Raw genomic sequence first — 22,314 nt, 5'->3', positions numbered from 1 at the left:
GGACCGCCGGTGGGGTCGCGCGCCGTCGCGGCGGGGTTTCTTTCCCCAATCCCGCCCCTTCCCGTAACCGGGGGCGAGCCCCGGGCCCCCAGGGCCCGGGAGGGCCGCGGAAGCGGCCTCGGACCCTACCCGTCCAGCGCCTCGCGCCAGGCCCGTACCGCTGCGGCGTCCACCGGCGCGTCCCATCCCGCCGGTCGCGCCGCGCCGCCGATGTGGAAGCCGGAGATGCCGGCCGCGCGCAGCACCGGGACGTGCTTGAGCCCGAGGCCGCCGCCGACGAGGATCCGCGGCTCGTAGCCGGGTTCGTCGGCGCGCGCCGCCTCGGCCAGGAGCGTGGCGATGCCGTCGTCGACGCCGGAGGCGGAGCCGGCGGTGAGGTAGGTGTCCAGCCCCGGCTGGTCGGCGAGCTGCTTGCGCAGGGCGTCGCGGTCGGCGGCGCGGTCGATGGCGCGGTGGAAGGTCCAGCGCGCGGTGGGCCCGACGGCCTCGGTCAGGGCGGCCACCGCCGCGAGGTCGGCGCGCCCGTCGTCGGTGAGGAAGCCGAGGACGAACTCCTCCGCGCCCTCCGCCCGCAGCGCCCGCGCCCGCTCGCACAGCGCCTCGAGCGCGGCGGCGCCCCCGGCGGCGAAGCCGTCCGCGGCGCGCAGCATCACCCGCAGGGGGATGCCGACGGCGGCCCGTACCGCCGCGAAGGTCTCGAGGGAGGGGGTGAGGCCGTCGGCCGCCATGTCGCTGACCAGTTCGAGCCGGTCCGCACCTCCGGCCTGCGCCGCCACGGCGTCCTCGGGGTCGAGGGCGATCACCTCAAGAATTGGTCTAGACATGTAGTCAAGCCTGCCACACCCGCCGCCCCGCACGAAGCCGTGCCCCACAATTGGACGCATGGTCGTCACGCCCGAGCACCTCCGCGCCCGCTGGCAGCAGACCGTGGACCGGGTCCGCGGCGTCCCCGTACCGGATCCCGGCCCCTACGCCGACGACCTGCTCGCCCGGTGGTCCGAGCCGCAGCGCCGCTATCACACCGTCGCGCACCTGGCCGCCGTCCTCGGGCACCTCGACACGCTGGCCGCCCACGCCGACGACATCGACACCGTCCGCCTCGCCGCCTGGTTCCACGACGCCGTCTACCGCCCCGACCGCTCGGAGAACGAGGAGCGCTCCGCGCACCTCGCCGAGCGGGCGCTGCCCGAGCTGGGCGTCGACCGGGAGCGTACGGCCGAGGTCGCCCGGCTGGTGCGGCTCACCGTCAGCCACGACCCCGGGCCCGGCGACCGGGACGGCGAGGTGCTGTGCGACGCCGACCTGGCCGTGCTGGGAGGCACGCCCGAGGAGTACGCACGCTACGCGGCGGCGGTCCGCGAGGAGTACGGTTTCGTGCCCGACGACGTCTTCCGCGAGGGGCGGGCCGACGTGCTGCGCCGGCTGCTGGAGCTGCCACGGCTGTTCCGCTCCCCGCAGGGGCACGACCGCTGGGAGCTGCTCGCGCGCCGGAACCTGACCACGGAGCTGGAGCTGCTCACCGCCTGAGGACGAGGACGAGGACGAGGACGGGGACGAGGGTCCGGGGAGGGCCTCAGCCCGCGCGGCGGGCGGGGTGCTTGGGGCGGCGCAGCCCCGCCGCCTTCAGCAGACGGACCACCTCGCGGCTGCTCACCTCGCGCGCCCCGAGCCCCACGGCGGCCTCGTACGACGTCGAGGGGATGTCGTAGTGGTCGCCGTCGAACGCCCTCGGCGGCGCGTCCATGCGGGCCGCGAAGGCGTGGAGCTCGTCGAACGACACGTCGCTGACCAGGTGCGACCACATCCGGCCGTGGCCCGGCCAGTTGGGCGGGTCGATGTACAGCGTCATCGGCCGAGCGCCGTTCCCAGGGATCCCACCCGCGCCACGAACACCGCCTGCTTGGTGCAGGCCCAGTGCGGGTCTGGGCCCAGCTCCGGTTCGACCTCGAGGGCGTGCGGGTCGCCCCCCTCGGTGCAGACGGGGCACAGCGGCCAGCGGCCGTGCCGGTCCAGCAGGGCGTCCTGGACGTCCTGGGCGACGAGCCCGGGGAGGAACCCGGCACCCTCCGGCCACTGCTCGACCCACCACCGCCGGTGCGCGACCGCGTCCTCCACCAGGGAGACCACGTCGGCCTCCGCGACGTCGCCGGCGACGAGGTCGGCGAGGACGAGCGCCCGTGCCGTGTGCAGTGCCTGTTCGAGCTCCATGGCATCCATTGTCGGGGGCGTGGAGGGTTGACGGCACACCAGCCCGAAAATACCTTTCAGCATGTGAGCGGCACCGCGAAGGAAACTTTCGGCTCCCCGGCCGCACTGGCCGCCAAGGTCCGCACGCTCGCCCCCTCCATGACGCGATCCATGCAGCGCGTGGCCGAGACGGTGGCCGACGACCCGGCGGGCTCGGCCGCGCTCACGGTCACCGGACTCGCGGAACGCACCGGTACCAGCGAGGCCACCGTCGTGCGCACCGCCCGCGTCCTGGGCTACCCCGGCTACCGCGACCTGCGCCTCGCGCTCGCCGCCCTCGCGGCCGAGCAGGCCGCCGGCCGGGCGCCCGCCGTCACCGCCGACATCACCGTGGACGACCCCATGAACGGCGTCATCGCCAAGCTCGCCCAGGAGGAGGCGCAGTGCCTGGCGGACACCGCCGCCGGGCTGGACACGGCCGCCCTGGAAGCGGCCGCCGGCGCGCTCGCCGCCGCCCGGCGCGTCGACGTCTACGGCATCGGCGCCTCCAACCTCGTCGCCCAGGACCTCACCCAGAAGCTGCTGCGCATCGGCCTGATCGCGCACGCGCCCGCCGACCCCCACCTGGCCGTCACCAACGCCGTACAGCTGCGCCCGGGGGACGTGGCCATCGCCATCACCCACTCGGGCCGCACCGCCGACGTCATCGAACCGCTGCGGGTCGCCTTCGAGCACGGCGCGACGACGGTGGCGGTCACCGGGCGGCCGGACGGGGACATCGTCCAGTACGCGGACCACATCCTCGCCACGTCCTCCGCACGGGAGAGCGAGCTGCGGCCCGCGGCCATGTCGAGCCGCACCAGCCAGCTCCTCGTGGTGGACTGCCTGTTCATCGGCGTCGCCCAGCGCACGTACGCGACCGCGGCACCCGCCCTGTCCGCCTCGTACGAGGCGCTGGCGCACCGGCACGCCCCGCGCGACCGGCGCTGACCCGGCCCTCGCAGACCCCGGCCTCGCTGCCCCAGCCGACGGAAATCGACGGAAATCGACGGAAAGAGTCGCCCGCCATGACCTCGACCGCCGCCTTCGCCGCACTGCGAGCCCAGCTGGCGACGCTCACCACCGAGGCGTTCCGCGCCGACCTCGCGGACATCGACCGGCTGCCCACCCGGACCATCGCGAAGATCATGAACGCCGAGGACGCGACGGTGGCCGCAGCCGTCGCCGAGCGGCTGCCCGAGATCGCCGCCGCCGTCGACGCGACCGCCGACCGCATGGCCCGCGGCGGCCGCCTGGTCTACGCGGGCGCCGGCACCGCGGGCCGCCTCGGCGTGCTGGACGCCAGCGAGTGCCCGCCGACGTTCAACACCGACCCGGGGAGGGTCGTCGGGCTGATAGCGGGCGGCCCCGAGGCGCTGGTGCGGGCCGTGGAGGGGGCCGAGGACAGCGAGGAGCTGGCGGCGGCCGACCTGGCGGCGCTGGGCGTCGGCCCCGACGACACCGTCGTCGGCGTCTCGGCCTCCGGCCGCACCCCCTACGCCGTCGGCGCCGTGCGGCACGCCCGCGCCGCCGGGGCGCTGACCATCGGGCTGTCCTGCAACGCCGGCTCGGCGCTCGGGGAGGCGGCCGAGCACGCCATCGAGGTCGTCGTGGGCCCCGAACTGCTCACCGGCTCCACCCGGCTGAAGGCCGGCACGGCGCAGAAGCTCGTCCTCAACATGCTCTCGACCATCACGATGATCCGCCTCGGCAAGACGTACGGGAACCTGATGGTCGACGTCCGGGCCTCGAACGAGAAACTGCGGGCCCGCTCGCGGCGCATCGTCGCCCACGCCACCGGCGCGGCGGACGGCGAGATCGAGGCCGCGCTGGCCGAGACCGGGGGCGAGGTGAAGAACGCCATCCTGGTCCTCCTCGGCGACGTCGACGGCCCGACCGCCGCCCGGCTGCTCGCCGAGTCCCACGGCCACCTGCGCGCCGCCCTGCGCGCGGCCGCCGGCTGACATACCGTCATGCACTGATGAAGCACGGCCTCATGCCACCGGCAGACGACAGCAAGCCCGCCGCGACGGCCGCCGCTCTGCTGCCCCTGCTGGGCGGCGCGGCCAACCTCGCCTCCGTGGCCCACTGCATGACCCGCCTGCGCGTGGAGGTCCGCGAGAGCGCGCTCGTGCGCGGCGCGGAGCTGCGGGCGGTACCCGGCGTACTGGGCCTGGTGGAGGACGCCGCGTCCACCCCGGCCGCGTACCAGATCGTGCTGGGACCGGGCGTCGTCGCCCGGGTCGCGCCGGAGCTCGAGCGCATGCGGGAGGCGGCGCCCGCCGCCGGAACCCTCGCCGAGCGCGGGGCCGCGCTACGGGCCGGGCAACGGGCCCGCAACGCCACCCCCGGCAAACTCCTCCTGCGCCGCGTCGCCCAGGTCTTCGTGCCGCTGATCCCCGCCCTGATCGGCTGCGGCATCGTCGCCGGCCTCGCCGGCCTGCTCGCCAACCTGCGCTGGGCGCCCTCGCTGGTGACGGCCCTCGGGGCGATCTCCGGCGGCTTCATGTCGCTGATCGCCGTGTTCGTCGGCTACGCGACGGCCAAGGAGTTCGGCGGCACGCCCGTCCTGGGCGGCGCGGTCGCGGCCGTCGTCGTCCACCCCGGCGTCGCCCGGGTGGACGCCTTCGGCCTCGAACTCTCCCCGGGCCAGGGCGGGGTGCTGGGCGCGCTGGCCGCCGCGCTGCTCGCGGTGTCCGTGGAGAAGGGCTGCCGGCGCGTGGTGCCGGAGGCGCTGGACGCGCTGGTCACGCCGTTCCTGACGGTGCTGCTGCCGGGCCTGGTGACGCTGTACGGGCTGATGTACGCGGCCGGCGCGGTCTCCACCGCCATCGGGCGCCTCGCCGACGGGCTGCTGGACGGCGGGGGCGCGCTGGCGGGCCTGGCGCTGGGCGGCCTGTTCCTGCCGCTGGTGATGCTGGGACTGCACCAGGCGCTGATCCCCATCCACACCACCCTCATCGCCGAGCAGGGCCACACCGTCCTGCTGCCCCTCCTCGCCATGGCGGGCGCCGGCCAGGTCGGGGCCGCCCTCGCCGTCTACCTGCGGCTCGCCCGCGCCACCTCGATCCGCCGGACCATCCGGTCCGCGCTGCCGGCCGGCGTGCTGGGCATCGGCGAACCGCTCATCTACGGCGTGTCCCTGCCGCTGGGCCGCCCGTTCGTCACCGCGTGCGCGGGCGGCGCGGCCGGGGGCGCGTTCGTGGGCCTCATGGGCCAGCTCGGCGACACGGTCGGCGCCACGGCCATCGGCCCCTCCGGCTGGGCCCTCTTCCCCCTGCTGCACGGCGGCCACGGACCCCTCCGGGCGGCGGCCGTCTACGGGGCGGGGCTGCTCGTGGGGTACGTGGTCGGGTTCGTGGCGACGTACCTCTTCGGAGTGAACGAGGAGACGGCGGCCCGGGCGGGGTGAACACCCGTACGCCTCACGGCCGGGCGCCTCGTGTCCGTAGGCCTCACGCCAGGTCGTCCGCCAGCTCCGCCACTCCCGTGATCCTGTGCAGCGGATAGGTGCGGACCTCGTCGGCCGTGTGGTCGTACGCCGTCACGAAGCCGCCCTCGACGCGGATCGGGGCGATGACGCGCTGACTGGCGGCCCCCTCGGCGTTGACGTAGCCGATCCACACGGCCGCCCCCGTCATCACCGCCGCCTGCATCGTGGCCAGGGTGTCGGCCGAGGAGGTGCGGGGCAGACCGCCGCTGGTGGGGGCGGGGTCGGCGACCGGCTTGCGCTGGGCCGTGGAGGCCATGTCACCGGCCCGGATGGCGCGCACGGCCGCGCCCAGCAGCGTGGCGTCCGGAACCGGCGGGCCCTCGGGGACGGGGGCCGGGGCGGTGCGCGGCGGGGTGCGGTGGGCGTCGGCGCGCGCGACGACCACGTCGCCCTCCGCCGACTCGGCGGCGGGCGCGTAGCCCATCGCGCGCAGCACCTCCAGGAGCGTGTCCGGAGCCGCCTGCGCCGCCAGCACCGTCGACGCCAGGCGGCGCAGCCGCAGCGGCGCCGACCGGCGGTCGGCGAGGATCTCGGCCAGCAGGGCCTCGTCGTCGCAGCGGACGTACGACGACGCCGCGCCCACCCGCAGCCGACCGTGCCGCCGGGCCACGTCGTCGACGAGGTAGGCCAGCGGCTGCGGAACGGGCGTACGGGAGTGCTCGGTGAGGAAGGCGTGGAGGTCGGCGGCGGTGCGGCCGGCGTCCAGGGCGCGGCGTACGGACTCCGGCGTGAAGCGGTAGACGGTCGCGCCGCCCTTGGACTCGACGTCCGCGAGCACGCCGAGCAGCTGGGCGAGCGGGCGGCGCAGCGGGCCGGGCGCCACGGCGGTGAGGTCGGCCTGCAGCAGGATGTGGTCCAGCGGCTCGGGCAGCAGGGGCGCCAGGGCCGCCGCGGCGGCCTCCGGGTCCGCCGGCAGGGCGCGGCCGTGCGCCGAGAGCGCGCCCTGGCTGGTGACGCCCAGCTGCTCGGCCTCCGCCAGGGTCCAGGTCGCCAGCCGCGTGCGCAGGTCGTCGGCGGCCGAGCGCGGCGGGCGCTCCCAGCGCAGCCGCTCCAGCAGGGCGTCGGCGGGCACGGAGGAGCCCGCGGGCAGCTCGGCGAGCAGGTCCAGCACCCGGCGGCGCACCTCGGGGGCGGGGCCGCGGTCCAGGTCCGGGCCCAGCACCGCCAGCGTGCGGCCCTTCGCGTCCTTCCCGCCGGCCAGCCCCGGGGTGCGGGTGGCCGTCAGCCAGGCCGTGGCCAGGGCGGTCCAGCGCCGCTCGGCGGGCAGCAGCAGCCATTCGTCGTAGGCGGGGGTGGGGGCGTAGCGCTCGTCGACGTCGCCGTCGGAGGCCAGCAGCCCGGCCGCGTAGGCGAGCTCGACCCAGAAGGCGGCGGCCGCCTCCGTGGTCTCGAGGACGGTCGCGGCGCGCTTGAGGTCCCGCACGCTCAGGCCGCCGGCCCGCAGGACGAGCGGGCCCGCGCTCTCCCACTCCCGCAGCAGGTCCTCCACCGTCGCCAGCGCCATGAAGGCCTGCCCGGCGGCGGTCGCGTCGACCGTCCGGGGCTCGTGCGCGGTGACCGGGGCGAGCTCGGGGGCCAGCGGCTCCGGCGCGCGGTGCGCCCGGCCGGCGCGCAGGTGCAGGGCCACCTCGCGGGGCAGCACCACGCTGCCCGGGCCGGTGGGCAGCAGCAGGCCCCGGTCGAGCAGCCAGCGCAGGTGGGACGCGGGTTCGGCGGTGACCGTGCCGTGCGGCGGGCCCCACAGCAGCCTGCCGAGGACGGTCGTGGCCTCCTCGGGCGCGTCGGCCAGCAGCGCCGCCATGCGCCGACGGTCCTCGAACAGTTCGGTCAGGGCGGTGACGGCCGTCACCGGGTCGTGGGTGGCGGGCAGCCCCGCCGTGGCGATGATCCCCTGCAGTCGGCCCGGCGACATGCCCGCCGTGATCTCGGCGACGCCGGGCCCCAGGCCGGTGGGCGAGGGGCGGGTCGTGGTGGGGGCGAGCAGCTCGCGGACGGTGCGCACCAGGCGCAGCCGGTCCTCCCCGCCCCAGACCAGGGCCTGGTCGCGCAGGGCGGCCACGGCGCGCGGCAGCTCGGCGGCGATGGCGGCGCCCTCGGCGCCGGCGGGCTCGTCGCCCGTCATCAGCGCGGCCAGGGTGGCGTACGGGCAGGGGTCCGGCGCGACCGCGAGCGCCTCGGCGACCTGCAGGGCGAACCGGTCGAGGTGGTCCAGCGCCCGCACCACCGAGGCCCGGGTGGCGGCCCGGGTGGCCAGCTGGGTGAGGTCGCCCGGCACGGGATTGAGCAGGTCCGGGCGTGCGCGCAGCAGTCCGGCGAGGGCGTCGTCGGGGCTGGCGCGCAGCTCTTCGGCGAGCGTGCGCGGCCCCGCGGCGGTGCCGCCGCCCGTACTGCCGGTCTCCCGCGAAGTGGTCATTCTGCTTACGGTACCGGGTCGGTGCGGATGGGCCCCGGCTTCGGCCCGGGTTCGGTACCTTCGGTGGGGTTCGGCGGCTCGTGTGGCCTTGGGGGTTCTGGTGGGGATCGAGAGCGATCAGCTTGTTTACGACTATTTGAGCAGGGTCGGCGACCTCGCCCAGAGACAGTCGCTCACCTCAGGGGACCGGATGCGGCTGGTCTCCCGGCTGCGGGCGGAGATCGAGCGGCGCCGGGCGGCCGAGGCGGCCGACACCCCGGCCGCCGTCCAGCGCATCCTGGACGGCCTGGGCACCCCGGCGGAGGCCGTCGCCGACGCGGACGGCGTCCTGGGGGCCGCCGAGGCCGCCGGGCGGGTGCCCGTCCAGCGCCGCGACGACCTCCCGGCGGCCGCCGCCCGCGCCCCCTGGGCCGCGGCGCCGCCGCACCTGGCGACCGAGGAGGAGCTGCGGCCGCGCGGCGGCGGCGAGCCCGGCTGGTGGAGCGTGGGGCCGGCGCCGGCCACGGCAGGCGACGCCGTGCACGGGTTCACGGGCGGCATCGAGATCCCCGACATGCTCAAGCCGCCGCCACCCCCCGCCCCGGAGGTCCCGCGGACGGACGACGGCCGGACGCGGGGGGACAAGCCTTCCAGGGAGCCTTCCAAGGAGGCGGGCAAGGACCCGGCCAAGGGAGCGGACAAGGACGCGGGCGCGGAGAACGGCTCCGCCGAGCCCCGCTTCAGCTTCTGGCGCTCCCGCGCCGGCGTCCCCATGAGCCCGCTGCTGCTGATCGTGGCCGTCCTCCTCGTCGCCGGAGCCGTGCTCGGCAACTGGATCGTCCTCGCGGTGGGCTGGGCCCTGGCCTACGTCACCCGCCGGCTCACCCAGGCGGAGTCGAAGTGGGCGGTCATGGGCGTCCCGGGCCTCGCGGCGGCCGGGGGAGTGGTGTGGCTGTGGGGCCGGTTCAACGGGCGCTGGGGCGACCCGATACCGCCGGGGGAGATGGCCGGGGCGCTGGCCGACACCTGGCCGGTGGTGGTCAAGGCCGCGGCCGTCGCGTCGGCGGCGTTCGTCCTGTGGCGGGCCCGCCGCCCGGGCTGAGCGCCCCGGTACGCCCGTACGCCCGTGGGAGGCGCTACGCCGCCCCCCAGGGCCTCCCCGGGACCACCAGCGGACCGCCCGTCACGGGGTCGGCGACCACCACCGACTCCAGCCCGAAGACCTCGCGCACCAGCTCGGCCGTCACCACGTCCGCCGGCCGGCCGCGCGCCACGATCCGGCCCGCCTTCATGGCCACCAGGTGGTCCGCGTAGCGCGCCGCCTGGTTCAGGTCGTGCAGCACCGCCACCACCGTCCGGCCCCGCTCCTGGTTGAGCCGGCGGCACAGGTCGAGGACCTCCACCTGGTGGGAGATGTCCAGGTAGGTGGTCGGCTCGTCCAGGAGCAGCAGGTCCGTGTCCTGGGCGAGGGCCATCGCGATCCACACGCGCTGCCGCTGGCCGCCCGAGAGCTCGTCCACCGGCCGGTCGGCGAGGGCGGCGACGTCGGTGCGGGCCATGGCCTCGGCCACCGCCCGCTCGTCCTCCTCCGACCACTGCCGCCACCACCGCTGGTGCGGCTGGCGGCCGCGCGCCACCAGGTCCGCGACCGTGATGGCCTCCGGCGCGACGGGCGTCTGGGGCAGCAGCCCCAGCGACTGGGCGACGCGCCGGGTGGGTATCCGGGCGAGCTCCTCGCCGTCCAGCAGCACCGCGCCGCGCGCGGGCCGCAGCAGCCTGCCGAGCGCGCGCAGCAGCGTCGACTTGCCGCACGCGTTCGGGCCGACGATCACGGTGACCTCGCCGTCGGGGACGTCCAGGTCGAGGCCCTCGACGACCGTGCGCTCCTCGTAGGACAGGGTCAGGTCACGGGCGCCGAGCCGGCTGCCGGCGGCGGTTTCGACGGTCACGCTTTTCCTCCGGTACGGCCGCGGGCGATCAGCCAGATCAGATACGGGGCCCCGACGGCGGCGGTCAGCACGCCCACCGGCAGCTCGGTCGGCTCGAACAGCTTGCGGGCCAGCAGGTCGGCCACGACCACGAGCACCGAACCCACCAGCGCCGAGCACAGCAGCGGGATCTGCGCGGTCCGCGTCATCCGGCGGGCGATCTGCGGGGCCAGCAGCGCCACGAAGTCCACCGGCCCGGCCGCGCCCGTGGCGACCGAGGCCAGGACGACGCCGAGCAGCGCCAGCCCCACCCGCACCCGCCCCAGGCGTACGCCCAGCGCGGTGGCCGTGTCGTCGTCCATGGACACCGTGCGCTGCGCGCGCGCCGCCCAGCACACGAACGGCGCCAGCAGAAGCAGCGTCCACGCCAGCGGGGCCGCCTCGTCCCAGCCGCGGGCGTTGAGCGAGCCGGTCATCCACACCTTCGCCTGCTGGGCGACGAGGTAGTCGCCCTTGGTCAGGAAGAGGTGGGTGACCGAGCGCAGCGCGACCGCGAAGCCGATGCCGATCAGCACGAAGCGGGTGGCCTGCAGTCCGCCCCGCCAGGCGAAGGCGTAGACGAGGGCCGCGGCCAGCAGGCCGCCGGCCACCGACACATAGGGCAGGGCGGCGTAGGAGGTGACCCCGAAGGTCATCGCGCCCACCGTCAGCGCGCTCGCGCCCTGGCTGACGCCGATGACGTCGGGGCTGGCCAGCGGGTTGCGGGCGACGGTCTGGATGAGGGCCCCCGCGACGCCGAAGGCGGCGCCGGCCAGCAGGCCGACGGTCATCCGGGGCAGCCGCGCGGTGCCCACGGTGAACTCCTCCGCGGACGGCTGCCCGAAGAGCACCTTCAGCGCCTCGCCGGGCGCGGTGCAGGTCTTGCCGACGCACAGGTACGTCAGGCACGCGGCGGCCAGCAGCAGCACCAGCCCGGCCGCGACGGCCGCGCCGCGCCGGTGGACCAGGAACGACCCGCGCCCGGCCCGGACGAGGGCGTAGCCGGCCGGACGCGCGGCGGTCCTCGCCAGGGGTGCGGTTGTCGCCTGGGGTATCGCGCTCACGCCGCCACCGCCTTACGGCGGACGAGCGTGACGAGGAACGGCAGGCCGATCAGCGCGGTCATCACGCCGGACGGCACCTCGCTGCCCTCGTACAGCACCCGGCCGAGGACGTCGGCGCCCAGCAGCATCACCGGGCCGAGGAGCGCCGCCATGGGCAGCACCCAGCGGTGGTCGGTGCCGACGAGCGCGCGGGCCAGGTGCGGAACGGCCAGGCCCAGGAAGACGATGGGCCCGGCGGCCGCGACCCCGACGCCGGTCAGGACGGTCGCGCCGACGCCGCCGACGATCCGTACGAGCCCCACGTTCTGCCCCAGCCCCCGGGCGACGTCCTCGCCGAGCGCCAGCGCGTCCAGGCCGCGGGCCACCGACAGCACCAGCACCGTGCCCGCCAGCAGGAACGGCCAGATCTTCCAGGCCGTGCCGGCGCCCGGCCCGGCGATGGAGCCGATCTGCCAGAAGCGGAACTCGTCCAGGGTGGCGGCGTGGGTGGTCAGCACGCCGTTGACGACGGAGGTGATCAGGGCGTTGAGCGCCGCCCCGGCGAGCGCCAGCTTGATGGGGGAGGCCCCGCCGCGGCCGCGGGAGGCGATCGCGTAGACGGCCACCGAGGCCAGGGCGGCGCCGGCGAAGGCGAACCACACATAGCCGCCGGGCCCGTGCGTCCCGGCCACGGTGATGGCGAGCACCACGCCCAGCGCGGCGCCCTGGCCGACGCCGAGGATGCCCGGCTCGGCGATGGGGTTGCGGGTGATGCCCTGCATGACCGTGCCCGCCATGGCCAGCGCGGCGCCGACCATCAGGCCGACGACCGTGCGCGGCAGCCGCATGCTCCGCACGATGGTGCTCGCCGGGTCGTCGCCGTCGTGCAGCAGCGCGTGGAGCACCTGCGAGGGCGCCACGGGCCGGCTGCCGACCGCCAGGCTGAGCAGGGCCGCCAGCAGCAGGGCGGCGACCGCGGCCACCGTCCAGCCGACGCGGCGGCGGGCGCCCGAAGGCGTTCTCGGGTTGCTGGTCGGGACGGCGGCTTGCATGAGTTCCACTTCGGCGACGGCTGCGGTTGCGGCGCGTGACTACGGCCGGAACAAGCCGCTCCTGCGGGATCAAGCCGTGGTGAGGCAAGCCTAAGTGTACGGGTGGGGTGCCGGGCACAATGTGGGGCATGACCCCGCTCGCGCGCACGGACCACCGGTTCACGGTCGGCTTCGACCTCGACCTGACGCTGGTCGACTCCCGCCCCGGCATCAGGGCGGCGTACGAGGCGCTGGTGGCCGCCACCGGCACCCCCATCGACGTCGACCTCGTCATCGGCCGCCTCGGCCCGCCGCTCAAGCAGGAGCTGCGCAACTGGTTCCCGGAGGAGGACGTCGAGCGGGCCAACGCCGTCTACCTGGCCGGCTACCCCGAGCACGGCATCCTGCCCTCGCCCGCCATGCCGGGCGCCCGCGAGGCCGTGGCGGCCGTACGCGAACTGGGCGGGCGGGCCATCGTGGTGACGGCCAAGAACCCCCGCAACGCCCGTCTGCACCTCGAACACCTGGACATCCGGGCCGACGAGCTGGTCGGCGACCTGTGGGCCGAGGCCAAGGCGGTCGCGCTGCGCGAGCACGGCGCGTCGGTGTACGTCGGCGACCACGTCGGGGACGTGCGCGGGGCGCACACCGCCGGAGCGGTCGCCGTGGCGGTGCCCACCGGCCCGTACGGCGCGGCGGAACTCCGCGCGGAAGGGGCGGACGTGGTGCTGGAGGGCGGCCTGGCGGAATTCCCCGCCTGGCTGCGCGCCCACCGCTCCGGCTATGCCGCGGAATCCACCGTTCCACGCGCCTGACGGCGCTGTTCGGCGATCGAGCGCAGCACTCCGGCCCCGGAGACCAGGAATCCGACGCCCATCAGCATGCACACGAAGTAGGCCGCGGGCGGCAGCGGATCGGCCCCCAGGAACAGCGGCGCGACGGTGGCCAGCGTGGCCACCGCGCCCACCAGGAACACGACGGCACCGGCCCGTACCAGCAGATCCCCGGCTCGGGGCGTTTCGCTACTCACCTGACCAGGGTAGATCCCTGGGCGGCGGTATGGCGTCCGGCTGACGGCGGCGGACCGGACGCGCGGCGGTACGGCCCGAGGACGTCTTGTCACCGGGCCCGGGACCATTAGCCTTGGGGGTGGCGGGTCTTGCGGCCCGCTGTAGTGCTATCCAGAGCAGTTTTTCTGTTGATTGCAGAATTTTCGCTTTTTCGGTATTCCGACGAGACACGAGGACGAGGACAGACGTGCCTACCGGCAAGGTCAAGTGGTTCAACAGCGAGAAGGGCTTCGGCTTTCTCTCCCGCGACGACGGCGGAGACGTCTTCGTGCACTCCTCGGTGCTCCCGGACGGGGTCGACGCCCTCAAGCCCGGCCAGCGCGTGGAGTTCGGGGTCGTGGCAGGCCAGCGCGGTGACCAGGCGCTGACGGTGACTCTGCTCGACCCCACTCCGTCGGTCGCGGCCGCCCAGCGCCGCAAGCCCGACGAACTCGCCTCCATCGTCCAGGACCTCACCACGCTGCTGGAGAACGTCACCCAGCAGCTGGAGCGCGGCCGCTACCCCGACAAGGCCCACGGCTCGAAGATCGCCGGCATGCTGCGCGCGGTCGCCGACCAGATGGACGTCTAGGACCGTTCAGGACGGTCCAGGACCGTCAGACGAAGCCGAGCGCGCCCGGCCCGAGGGGCGGTACGAGCCCCTCGGCCGCGGCGCGGGTCAGCAGCCCGCGCACCGCGGCGTAGCCGGCCTCACCGAGGTCGGCCGTGAATTCGTTGACGTACAGCCCGATGTGCGCGTCCGCGACCGCCGGATCCATCTCCTGCGCGTGCGCCAGCACATACGGCCGGGAGACCTCCGGATCGTCCCAGGCCATCCGCACCGACGTCCGCGCCGCCCGGGCCAGCTCCCGCAGCGTCTCCTCGCCCAGCGACCGCTTGGCGATGATCGCGCCCAGCGGAATGGGCAGCGTGGTGGTCTCCTCCCAGTGCTCGCCCATGTCGGCGAGGCGGGTGAGGCCGTAGTCCTGATACGTGAACCGCGCTTCGTGGATGACCAGGCCCGCGTCCACCTTGCCGTCCCGCACGGCCGGCATGATCTCGTGGAACGGCAGCACGACGACCTCGCCGACACCGCCCGGCACCTCGGCCGCGGCCCACAGGCGGAACAGCAGATAGGCCGTCGAGCGCTCGCTCGGCACCGCGACGGTCTTCCCGGCCAGATCCGCCGGGCTCGCCGCCTCACGGGTCAGCACCAGCGGCCCGCAGCCCCGGCCCAGCGCCCCGCCGCACGGCAGCAGCGCGTACTCGTCCAGCACCCACGGCAGGACGGCGTACGACACCTTCAGTACGTCGAACTCGCCGCGCTCGGCCATCCCGTTGGTGAGGTCGATGTCGGCGAACGTCACGTCCAGCTCAGGAGCGCCCGGAACCCGGCCGTGCGCCCAGGCGTCGAAGACGAACGTGTCGTTCGGACAGGGCGAATAAGCGATCTTGATCGGGCCGCTCACGTCAGCACCTCCGGTTCGAGTACGGGGGAGAGCCGGCGGAAGGCGCCGGTGAGCGCGGTCAGCGCCGCGCCGATCCGCCACGCGCCCCGGTCGCGGGGCCCCACGGCGTTCGAGACCGCGCGCAGCTCCACCACCGGCACCCGGTGCGCCACGGCCGCCTCGGCCACGCCGAAGCCCTCCATGCCCTCCGCCACCGCGTCCGGGTGGCGCGCCGTCAGCTCCGCGGCCCGCTCGGCGGTGCCGGTCGCCGACGTCACGGTCAGCACGGCGCCGCGCACCCCGCCGGTCGCCTCGGCCACCGTCCGCGCGAGCCGCTCCGGCACCCGGTGCTCGATCACACCGAAGCCCAGCTCGTCCAGGGACAGGAAACCGCCGTCGCTCGACTGCGCGCCCAGGTCCGGGGCCACGATCGTGTCGGAGACCACCACGCCGCCCAGCGCCGCGCGGGGCGCGAAGCCGCCCGCGATGCCGGCGGCGACCACCAGCTCGTAGGGCTCGCCGGTCACCGCGGCGGCCGTCAGCGCCGTCGCCGCCCCCGCCGCGGCGGCGGCGGGGCCCACGCCCGCGGCCAGCACGTCCAGCACCGGCCCGTCGGCGTCGCCCGGCCGCACCCGGTGCAGCAGGGTGCCACCGGGCAGCCGGACCTCCCGGGGAGGCGGTCCGGCCGCGGCCGTCACGGCGTCACGTTCGGCCGGGACGGCGGTGACGACGAGAACACGCATCGGCGGCGGCGTCAGTCGCGCTCGAGGGTGAAGTTCCAGACGCCCAGGGCCTTGCCCGAATTGGTCTCCACGATGCTGACCTTGGTCTCCTTGGTGGCGCCGCCCTGGCCGCCGGAGAAGAAGGCGCTGGCCGGGATCGTCCGGTAGGTCTTCTTGTTCGGCTCCTGCTCGGCCGGCTGGCCGTTGATGAAGATCGTCCAGCCCTCGTCGGCGATCTTCGGGTCGACGCCGAAGCGGACCTTGTCCTCGAAGGCCGCCTTGACGGTCTTGCCGGAGTCCTCCTTCATGCAGCCAACGATCTTGTCGTTGGCCACGGCCTCGCCCTCGTTGTAGCAGGCCGCCTCGGAGGTCACCGTCGTCGAACCGACGGTCACGGTCGCCAGCGGAGTCGGCTTGTCGCAGGCGGAGAGGGCGATGAGCCCGAAGGTCACGGCACCGACGGCGGCAGCGGCGCGGCGGCGCTTGCCCCGGAAAATCGCAGCGGTCATGCGGGCAGGCTATCGGGCCCCTCCGCTCAGGCCACGCGCGGGTGCGGCGAGCCGCGCCGGGCCGCCGTCAGCAGGCCCCGTACGGCAGTGGCCGCGCCCAGTGCCAGGAAGCCCGCCGCCACCGACATCCCCACCACGCCGTTCAGCGGCAGCAGGATCCCGATCGCCCCGCCCACCACCCAGCACATCTGCAGCAAAGTCTCCGAACGGGCGAAAGCGGACGTCCGCACCTCCTCCGGCACATCCCGCTGGATCAACGCGTCCAGCGACTGCTTGCCCAGCGCCTGCGAGATCCCCGCGACCGCCGCCACCACCACCACGAAGAACGCGCTGTACAGCACGGCCGCCACTATCGTCGTCCCCAGCGCCGCCGTCAGCACCAGCGCGATCATCTTCTCCGGCCCCCGCGAACGCAGCAGCGCCCCTATCGCCGTGCCCAGGGCGTTGCCGGCGCCCGCCGCGATCGCGACCACCCCCAGCGAGAACGCCGGGCTCAGCCCGCCCAGCGGATGCACCCGCAGCAGGAACGCCAGAAAGAACGTCAGGAACCCCGACAGCATCCGCAGCGAGCCGTTCGCCTGCAGCCCGTGCAGCACCGACGACCCCACCGTGCGCAGCCCCGGCCGCGGCCGCCTGCCGGCCTTGCGCCGCCGGGCCGGCTGCCGCACCGGCCCGTCCGCCGTCAGCCGGGCCCGGGCCTCGCCCTTCGCCGAGTCCACCTTGTGCGGCAGCGACAACGACAGATACGTACCGAACGCGAACACCGCGCACGCCCCGTACAACGGATACGCCGGCCCCAGCTGATGCAGCCCCGCACCCAGCGGGGCCGCCACGCCCGTGGCCAGCAGGCCCCCGAGCGTCACCCGGGAATTCGCCTTCACCAGCGCGATCCGCGGCGGCAGCAGCCGCGGCACCACCGCCGAGCGCACCACCCCGTACGCCTTCGACGCCACCAGCACGCCCAGCGCCGCCGGATACAGCTCCAGCCCACCGCTCGCCACCGCGTCCGACATCATCAGCGCCAGCAGCGCCCGCGTCAGCATCGAGCCCGCCATCGCCGCCCTGCGGCCATGCGGGATCCGGTCCAGCAGCGGACCGATCACCGGCGCCAGCAGCGTGAACGGCGCCATCGTCACCGCCAGGTACAGCGCCACCCGCCCGCGCGCCTGGTCCGTCGGCACCGAGAAGAAGACCGTCGAGGCCAGGGCGATGGTGATCATCATGTCGCCCGCCGAATTCACGGCGTGCAGCTCGATCAGCTTCCCCAGCCCGGACTCGCCCGCGCCATGCGCGTGCGTCGCCCGGCGGACCCCCCGGGCCGCCCCCGCGAAGGGCGCGCGCAGCACCCGGCCCGCGCCCCGGACCGTACGGCGGAGCGGACCGCCTTCGGCTGACCGGATGGCTCCCACCACGCCATACTGCCCCAACTGGCACCGGGCAGGGCACTTTCGGGGTATCAGCGGGGCGCGCCCGGCACCTTGTCGGGGGCTCGCCGAAGCCCGGGTATCCCCCGGGCGGCCGCGCGGGGTAGCGTGCGTAGCGCGCCACCGGTCGCCGCTTTGGCCGCACCTCGAGTCCAGATCCCGCAGAATGGGTGATGACAGGTGCGCCCGAGGCCGTTCGGGCGCGGACGTCGACGCGGTCCCCCGGTCCGCTCCGTCCGCGGCCCCGACCGTTCGGCTGGCGCACTCGTGAGACGGCGTGGAAGAGAGAATCGATTCTTGTGAGTGCTGCGATGCGAAGCCGTACCCCGGACCGCCTGTGCGCCGAGGCGGTCGAACTCGCCCGGGCGGCGGCCGAGGAAGCCGCGCTGCCCGGAAAGGTCGGCGACCACGTCGAGGTCGTCGCCGACGGGGACCGCGTCGTCACCCACTACTTCGCCTGCGACGACCCCGGCTACCGCGGCTGGCGCTGGGCCGTCACCGTCGCCCGCGCCTCCCGTGCCAAGCACGTCACCCTCGACGAGACCGTCCTGCTGCCCGGCCCCGACGCCCTCCTCGCCCCCGAATGGGTGCCCTGGAGCGAACGCCTGCGCCCCGGCGACATGGGCCCCGGCGACCTCCTGCCCACCCAGGCCGACGACCCCCGCCTGGAACCCGGCTGGACCGGCGACGAGACCCCGCCGCCGAACTCCGCCGTCTCCGCCGAGATGGCCGCCCTCGCCGACTCCGAGGACGCCGAGGTCTCCGCCGGGCCGCCCTCCGCCCAGCCGACCGCCCCCGCGCGCGGCTCCATCACCGCCCTCGCCGAGGAACTGGGCCTGCGTCGTGCCCGGGTCCTCTCCCGCTACGGACTGCACACGGCCGCCGACCGCTGGGACGAGACCCACGGCACCAAGACCGCCATGGCCCAGGCCGCCCCGGCCCCCTGCGTCAGCTGCGGCTTCCTCGTGCCGATCGGGGGCTCCCTCGGCCAGGCTTTCGGCATCTGCGGCAACGAGTTCGGTCCGGCGGACGGGCACGTGGTGTCCCTGGCGTACGGGTGCGGTGGGCACTCGGAGGCGGCCGTGATGCCGAAGGCGCCGCGGCCGGCGCCGCCGGTTGTGGACGAGACGCTGGTGGACGAGTTCCCGCTGCGGGAGTCTGAGCCGTCGGAGGCGGAGGACGAGGACGACCTCGGGCACGCCTGAGTCGTCGGGCGCCTTGGGCTGAGCGCCGTTGTCGTGGTGCGGGGGCCGGGGGCTCCGGAGGGTGTTCCGGAATCGGATATTTACGGGCCCGTCACCGTCTCGCGCATTGAGTGCCCTCACATTGGGCCCACAAATATCCGGCAGCATTCCGGAACACCCTCCTGCGCCCCCGACCCCCTCCCGTCACGTCGACGGGGCGGCGCGGGTCGGCCACCAGGGTGCGGGCCGGTCCCCAGGGTGGGCGGGCCTCCGCGTGCGTACTGGCGCGGTGACCTGGACTTGGGCCTACCCGACCTCCCCTGCGTGGTGGGGCGGGGCCGGGGCGGGGTGGGACGGTTCCTGGTAGGGGCGTAAGGGTTATTTGCGGCCCAAGTGCGGGGCGACCATCGCGTCAGAGGGCTCCGGGCCGTAAATAATCCAGCCCCGGAAGGGCCCGGCCCACACCGACCCGGCCCACACCGACCCGGCCCACACCGACCCGGCCCCGCCCCACCACGCACCCCCACCCGCGCTGTACGTTCAGCCGCAAAGGCAACGGCACCACTCCCAGGGAGACGACAAGACGTGACCGGCACCGGAGTGGATCCGTTCGGGACCGCGCGGCTGCGGCGCGGCGTGCTGGACGCGTGGGTTACCTCGCCCGCGCGGTTCCGGGAGGACGCCAACGCCGAGGAGGACCTCGCCCTCGGCGGGTACCGCGACCGCCTCGTGGTGGAGCTCGCCCAGAACGCCGCGGACGCGGCGGCCCGCGCCGGCGTGCCCGGCCGTCTGCGCCTCACCCTGCACGTGGCGGGCGCCGGAGCGCCCGCCACCCTGGCCGCCGCCAACACGGGCGTTCCCCTGGACGCCACGGGCGTCGAGTCGCTGTCCACGCTGCGCGCGTCGGCCAAGCGCGACGACGAGAGCCGGGCCGTCGGCCGTTTCGGCGTCGGCTTCGCGGCCGTGCTGGCGGTCAGTGACGAGCCCGCGATCGTCGGCCGCACCGGCGGCGTCCGCTGGTCCCTGACCGAGGCCCGCGCCCTCGCCGAGGACGCGGCGTTCGGCAGCCCGGGACTCGGGGGCGAGCTGCGCCGCCGCGAGGGCCATGTGCCGCTGCTGCGCATGCCCTTCCCGGCCGAGGGCGCGGCGCCGGACGGCTATGACACCGTCGTCGTCCTTCCGCTGCGCGACGGCGCGGCCGAGGATCTGACCGCGCGCCTGCTCGCGGGCGTCGACGACGCGCTGCTGCTGACCCTGCCGGGGCTGGCCGAGGTCGTCGTCGAGACGCCGGACGGCGTCGTCCGTACGCTGACGCGCCGCCAGGAGGGCCCGTACGTCGTCATCGACGACTCCGCCCGCCCGGTCCCCACGCGCTGGCGCGTGGAGCAGGCCGGCGGCCCGCTGGACGCCGCGCTTCTGGCCGACCGCCCCGTCGAGGAGCGGCTGCGCCCCCACTGGTCGGTGACCTGGGCGGTCCCGGCCGGCCCGGACGGCGCGCCGGAGCGGCCGCGTACCGCCCCGGTCCTGCACGCCCCGACCCCCACGGACGAGCCGTTGGGCCTGCCGGGCCTGCTCATCGCCACCTTCCCGCTCGAGCCGACGCGCCGGCACACGGCGCCCGGCCCGCTGACCGCCTTCCTCACCGAGCGCGCCGCCGAGGCCTACGCGGACCTGCTCCGCGACTGGCACCCGGTCTCCACCGGCACCCTCGACCTGGTCCCGGCCCCGCTGGCCACCGGCGTGCTGGACGCCGAGCTGCGCCGCCTGGTGCTGGAGCGGCTGCCGCGCGTGCCGTTCCTGCCGAGCGCGGCCTCGGTCACGGACGTCGGCGGCGAGCCCGCGCCGGCCCTGGGCGGCGGCATCGAGGGCATCCCCTGGACGGAGGGCCCGGACGCCGCCACGCAGAGCTGGGACGACGCCCTGGCCCCGGGCGGGCCGGGCGGCGGTGAGCGGGTCGCCCTGCGTCCGGTGTACGCCGAGGTCGTGGAGGGTGCCGGGGCGGAGACCGTCGCGGTGCTGGGCGAGCTGTTCCCCAACCTGCTGCCCGCCGGGCTCGAGCGCCGCCAGGAGCTCCGGGCGCTGGGCGTGGCCCGGGTGCCGCTCGGTGAGGCGATCGACCGTCTCGCCGGGGCCGAGCGGCCGGCGACCTGGTGGTGGAGGCTGTACGACAGCCTCGCCGGCGTCGACCCGGACCGGCTGACCGGTCTGCCCGTGCCGCTCGCCGACGGCCGTACGGCCATCGGGCCCCGGCAGGTGCTGCTTCCGCCGGCCGACACGACGGGTTCGGAGCGGCTGTCGCGGCTGGGGCTGAAGGTCGCCCATCCGGACGCGGCCCATCCGCTGCTGGAGAAGCTCGGCGCGACGCCGAGTTCCCCGCGTGCCGTCCTGACGACGCCTCAGGTGCGGGCGGCGGTCGCGGGGTCGCTGGACGCGGAGGACGTCTGGGACGAGGAGGGGCTGGACGCCGACGCGCTGGTCGAGGTGGTCCTCACGCTGGTGCGCGACGCCGATCTCGCGCCGGGCGACGAGCCGTGGCTCGGCGCCCTCGCGCTTCCGGACGAGGACGGCGAGCTGGCGCCGGCCGGTGAACTCGTGTTGCCCGGCAGCGCGTTCGAGTCGGTCATCCGTCCGGGTGAGCTCGCCGCGTGCGACGCCGAGCTCGTCGAGCGGTGGGGCGAGCAGCCGCTGACGGCGGTCGGCGTGCTGGCGGACTTCGCGCTCGTGCGGGCCACGGACGTCGTCCTGGACCCGGACGAACTGGAGCCGCGCGACGGCGACTTCGCCGAGCCGGACGACGTCGGGCTGCTGGACGCGGTGGACGTGTGGTGCGAGGACGTGCTGGACCGGCTGCCGGACACCCCGGTGCCGCCGGTCGCCACGGAGGTCGTGGCCGTACGGGACCTCGACCTGGTGGACGACGACGCCTGGCCGCGGGTGCTGGCCATGCTGTCCCGGCCGCCGCTGCGGGACGCGCTGACCGCGCCGGTGCGGGTGCTGCTGCCGGACGGTACGACCGAGTCCGTACGCCCGTACACCGCCTGGTGGCTGCGTGGGCACCCGGTTCTGGACGGGCGCCGGCCCGCCGGGCTGCGGGTGGAGGGCGGCGACCCGCTGCTGGCGGGGCTGTACGAGGCGGCGGACGCGGGCGGCCTCGCGGACGAGCAGGTGCTGCGGGCGCTGGGGGTGCGGACCTCGGTGGCCGCCCTGCTGGACGAGCCCGGGGGCGCGGCGGAGCTGCTGACCCGCCTGGCGGACCCGGAGCTCCCGGTGGGCCCGGCGCAGCTGCACGGGCTGTACGGGGGGCTGGCCGGGATGGACCCGTCGGAGGTGACCCTTCCGGACGATCTGCGGGCGGTCGTCGACGGCGAGGTGCGGGTCGTGGACGCCGCGGACGCGGTCGTCGCGGACGCCCCGGACCTGCTGCCGCTGGCGGAGGGGATCGCCCTGCTGCCGGTGCGGCCGGAGCTGGCGGGCGAGCTGGCCGAACTGCTGCAGGTGCGCCGGCTCGGGGAGACCGTGCCGGGGGTCGTGGCGGCCGGCGAGGGCGAGGTCCGGGACGTTCCGGAGGGTGTGCGGGTGCTGCTGCCGGGGGCGCCGGCGACGTATGTCGAGCACGAGGAGCTCGTGGTCGACGGCGTCGAGCTGGACTGGCGTCTGGGCCCGGACGGGGTGCTGCACGCGGCGACGCTGGAGGGCGTGGCGGCGGGCCTGGCCTGGGCGGCCGGGGCGTGGGCGCGGCGGTTCGAGGCGGCGGCACTGCTGGAGGACTCCTCCCGGACGGAGGAGCTGGCGCGGGACCGCTGGTTCGACTGACGGATCTATCCTG

At 75.7% G+C, this 22,314-nt stretch carries 21 protein-coding genes; 9 read left to right on the top strand and 12 right to left on the bottom strand.

Going from position 1 to position 22,314, the window contains the following annotated elements; all coding sequences use genetic code 11:
- Window positions 1-125: 125 nt before the first annotated feature.
- Window positions 126-824, bottom strand: coding sequence for a copper homeostasis protein CutC (locus tag J1792_RS09905; RefSeq protein ID WP_086572466.1), 699 nt, complete (start codon window positions 822-824; stop codon window positions 126-128).
- Between the two features lie 58 nt (window positions 825-882).
- On the opposite strand from J1792_RS09905, the gene J1792_RS09900 reads away from it, so the two are divergent.
- A complete protein-coding gene (locus J1792_RS09900) occupies window positions 883-1,527 on the top strand; it encodes an HD domain-containing protein (RefSeq protein ID WP_107431163.1) in 645 nt (214 codons plus the stop codon).
- Between the two features lie 46 nt (window positions 1,528-1,573).
- On the opposite strand, the gene J1792_RS09895 is transcribed toward J1792_RS09900, so the two are convergent.
- Together J1792_RS09895 and J1792_RS09890 are read right to left on the bottom strand one after the other, a co-directional pair.
- Window positions 1,574-1,849, bottom strand: a complete 276-nt coding sequence (locus tag J1792_RS09895) for a DUF4031 domain-containing protein (protein ID WP_086572464.1) — start codon at window positions 1,847-1,849, stop codon at window positions 1,574-1,576.
- On the bottom strand, window positions 1,846-2,208 hold the full coding sequence (locus J1792_RS09890; protein WP_372446085.1) for a DUF8819 family protein: 363 nt from the start codon (window positions 2,206-2,208) through the stop codon (window positions 1,846-1,848). Before J1792_RS09890 ends, J1792_RS09895 begins: the two co-directional genes overlap by 4 nt.
- A 63-nt stretch (window positions 2,209-2,271) precedes the next feature.
- On the opposite strand from J1792_RS09890, the gene J1792_RS09885 reads away from it, so the two are divergent.
- The 3 genes from J1792_RS09885 to J1792_RS09875 all read left to right on the top strand — a co-directional run bounded on the left by J1792_RS09885 (window position 2,272) and on the right by J1792_RS09875 (window position 5,638).
- A complete protein-coding gene (locus J1792_RS09885) occupies window positions 2,272-3,177 on the top strand; it encodes a MurR/RpiR family transcriptional regulator (RefSeq protein WP_086572460.1) in 906 nt (301 codons plus the stop codon).
- Between the two features lie 77 nt (window positions 3,178-3,254).
- Entirely contained in the window at window positions 3,255-4,190 is a 936-nt protein-coding gene (gene murQ, locus J1792_RS09880; RefSeq protein ID WP_207247030.1) for an N-acetylmuramic acid 6-phosphate etherase, read from the top strand.
- 32 nt (window positions 4,191-4,222) lie between these two features.
- A complete protein-coding gene (locus tag J1792_RS09875) occupies window positions 4,223-5,638 on the top strand; it encodes a PTS transporter subunit EIIC (protein ID WP_207247029.1) in 1,416 nt (471 codons plus the stop codon).
- Between the two features lie 43 nt (window positions 5,639-5,681).
- On the opposite strand, the gene J1792_RS09870 is transcribed toward J1792_RS09875, so the two are convergent.
- On the bottom strand, window positions 5,682-8,132 hold the full coding sequence (locus J1792_RS09870) for a helicase-associated domain-containing protein (protein WP_207247028.1): 2,451 nt from the start codon (window positions 8,130-8,132) through the stop codon (window positions 5,682-5,684).
- Window positions 8,133-8,232: 100 nt separating this feature from the next.
- Here J1792_RS09870 and J1792_RS09865 point away from each other — a divergent pair, with 100 nt between their 5' ends.
- Complete coding sequence (locus J1792_RS09865) at window positions 8,233-9,213, top strand: hypothetical protein (RefSeq protein WP_207247027.1); 981 nt, start codon at window positions 8,233-8,235, stop codon at window positions 9,211-9,213.
- 34 nt (window positions 9,214-9,247) lie between these two features.
- Here the strand turns inward: J1792_RS09865 and J1792_RS09860 are convergent, their stop codons facing one another.
- From J1792_RS09860 to J1792_RS09850, 3 genes are read right to left on the bottom strand one after another with little or no spacing between them, the layout of a single operon-like run.
- Entirely contained in the window at window positions 9,248-10,060 is an 813-nt protein-coding gene (locus tag J1792_RS09860) for an ABC transporter ATP-binding protein (protein WP_086572898.1), read from the bottom strand.
- Complete coding sequence (locus tag J1792_RS09855; RefSeq protein ID WP_307842932.1) at window positions 10,057-11,142, bottom strand: FecCD family ABC transporter permease; 1,086 nt, start codon at window positions 11,140-11,142, stop codon at window positions 10,057-10,059. Before J1792_RS09855 ends, J1792_RS09860 begins: the two co-directional genes overlap by 4 nt.
- Entirely contained in the window at window positions 11,139-12,173 is a 1,035-nt protein-coding gene (locus tag J1792_RS09850; RefSeq protein WP_086572899.1) for a FecCD family ABC transporter permease, read from the bottom strand. The genes J1792_RS09855 and J1792_RS09850 overlap by 4 nt, the downstream gene beginning before the upstream one ends.
- A 128-nt stretch (window positions 12,174-12,301) precedes the next feature.
- On the opposite strand from J1792_RS09850, the gene J1792_RS09845 reads away from it, so the two are divergent.
- The gene (locus J1792_RS09845; RefSeq protein WP_086572901.1) at window positions 12,302-12,967 is read left to right on the top strand and encodes an HAD family hydrolase; all 666 of its coding nucleotides are present in this window, start codon (window positions 12,302-12,304) and stop codon (window positions 12,965-12,967) included.
- Here J1792_RS09845 and J1792_RS09840 read toward each other — a convergent pair.
- Window positions 12,934-13,182: a hypothetical protein gene (locus tag J1792_RS09840; RefSeq protein ID WP_086572902.1), complete on the bottom strand. Its 249-nt coding sequence runs from the start codon at window positions 13,180-13,182 to the stop codon at window positions 12,934-12,936. The two genes, J1792_RS09845 and J1792_RS09840, sit on opposite strands and share 34 nt — an antisense overlap.
- 227 nt (window positions 13,183-13,409) lie before the next feature.
- Between J1792_RS09840 and J1792_RS35335 the strand changes: the two genes are divergently transcribed.
- Window positions 13,410-13,793, top strand: a complete 384-nt coding sequence (locus tag J1792_RS35335) for a cold-shock protein (protein WP_071961777.1) — start codon at window positions 13,410-13,412, stop codon at window positions 13,791-13,793.
- 25 nt (window positions 13,794-13,818) lie between these two features.
- On the opposite strand, the gene J1792_RS09830 is transcribed toward J1792_RS35335, so the two are convergent.
- From J1792_RS09830 to J1792_RS09815, 4 genes are read right to left on the bottom strand one after another with little or no spacing between them, the layout of a single operon-like run.
- On the bottom strand, window positions 13,819-14,670 hold the full coding sequence (locus tag J1792_RS09830; protein ID WP_086572904.1) for a 1,4-dihydroxy-6-naphtoate synthase: 852 nt from the start codon (window positions 14,668-14,670) through the stop codon (window positions 13,819-13,821).
- Entirely contained in the window at window positions 14,667-15,392 is a 726-nt protein-coding gene (locus J1792_RS09825) for a futalosine hydrolase (protein ID WP_086572905.1), read from the bottom strand. The genes J1792_RS09830 and J1792_RS09825 overlap by 4 nt, the downstream gene beginning before the upstream one ends.
- Before the next feature lie 11 nt (window positions 15,393-15,403).
- Window positions 15,404-15,880 carry a DUF2771 domain-containing protein gene (locus J1792_RS09820; protein ID WP_086572907.1) on the bottom strand — a complete coding sequence of 159 codons (477 nt, stop codon included), beginning with the start codon at window positions 15,878-15,880 and terminating at the stop codon, window positions 15,404-15,406.
- Window positions 15,881-15,906: 26 nt separating this feature from the next.
- Entirely contained in the window at window positions 15,907-17,289 is a 1,383-nt protein-coding gene (locus J1792_RS09815; RefSeq protein WP_207247026.1) for an MFS transporter, read from the bottom strand.
- Window positions 17,290-17,615: 326 nt separating this feature from the next.
- Between J1792_RS09815 and J1792_RS09810 the strand changes: the two genes are divergently transcribed.
- Together J1792_RS09810 and J1792_RS09805 are read left to right on the top strand one after the other, a co-directional pair.
- Window positions 17,616-18,509, top strand: a complete 894-nt coding sequence (locus tag J1792_RS09810; protein WP_086572908.1) for a DUF3027 domain-containing protein — start codon at window positions 17,616-17,618, stop codon at window positions 18,507-18,509.
- 564 nt (window positions 18,510-19,073) lie between these two features.
- Window positions 19,074-22,301, top strand: a complete 3,228-nt coding sequence (locus tag J1792_RS09805) for a sacsin N-terminal ATP-binding-like domain-containing protein (protein ID WP_207247025.1) — start codon at window positions 19,074-19,076, stop codon at window positions 22,299-22,301.
- Window positions 22,302-22,314 lie beyond the last annotated feature (13 nt).

Source organism: Streptomyces triculaminicus (assembly GCF_017349075.1).
In the GTDB taxonomy this organism is placed as follows: Bacteria; Actinomycetota; Actinomycetes; order Streptomycetales; family Streptomycetaceae; genus Streptomyces; species Streptomyces triculaminicus.
Note: the sequence above shows the minus strand (reverse complement) of the source record. Positions and strands in the feature narration are given on the sequence as shown.

Bases quoted from the DNA above. Each gene is read 5' to 3' on its own strand.
- J1792_RS09905 (WP_086572466.1), bottom strand. From the start codon at position 824: ATGTCTAGACCAATTCTTGAGGTGATCGCCCTCGACCCCGAGGACGCC.
- J1792_RS09900 (WP_107431163.1), top strand. From the start codon at position 883: ATGGTCGTCACGCCCGAGCACCTCCGCGCCCGCTGGCAGCAGACCGTG.
- J1792_RS09895 (WP_086572464.1), bottom strand. From the start codon at position 1,849: ATGACGCTGTACATCGACCCGCCCAACTGGCCGGGCCACGGCCGGATG.
- J1792_RS09890 (WP_372446085.1), bottom strand. From the start codon at position 2,208: ATGGAGCTCGAACAGGCACTGCACACGGCACGGGCGCTCGTCCTCGCC.
- murQ (WP_207247030.1), top strand. From the start codon at position 3,255: ATGACCTCGACCGCCGCCTTCGCCGCACTGCGAGCCCAGCTGGCGACG.
- J1792_RS09875 (WP_207247029.1), top strand. From the start codon at position 4,223: ATGCCACCGGCAGACGACAGCAAGCCCGCCGCGACGGCCGCCGCTCTG.
- J1792_RS09870 (WP_207247028.1), bottom strand. From the start codon at position 8,132: ATGACCACTTCGCGGGAGACCGGCAGTACGGGCGGCGGCACCGCCGCG.
- J1792_RS09850 (WP_086572899.1), bottom strand. From the start codon at position 12,173: ATGCAAGCCGCCGTCCCGACCAGCAACCCGAGAACGCCTTCGGGCGCC.
- J1792_RS09845 (WP_086572901.1), top strand. From the start codon at position 12,302: ATGACCCCGCTCGCGCGCACGGACCACCGGTTCACGGTCGGCTTCGAC.
- J1792_RS09825 (WP_086572905.1), bottom strand. From the start codon at position 15,392: ATGCGTGTTCTCGTCGTCACCGCCGTCCCGGCCGAACGTGACGCCGTG.
- J1792_RS09820 (WP_086572907.1), bottom strand. From the start codon at position 15,880: ATGACCGCTGCGATTTTCCGGGGCAAGCGCCGCCGCGCCGCTGCCGCC.
- J1792_RS09810 (WP_086572908.1), top strand. From the start codon at position 17,616: ATGCGAAGCCGTACCCCGGACCGCCTGTGCGCCGAGGCGGTCGAACTC.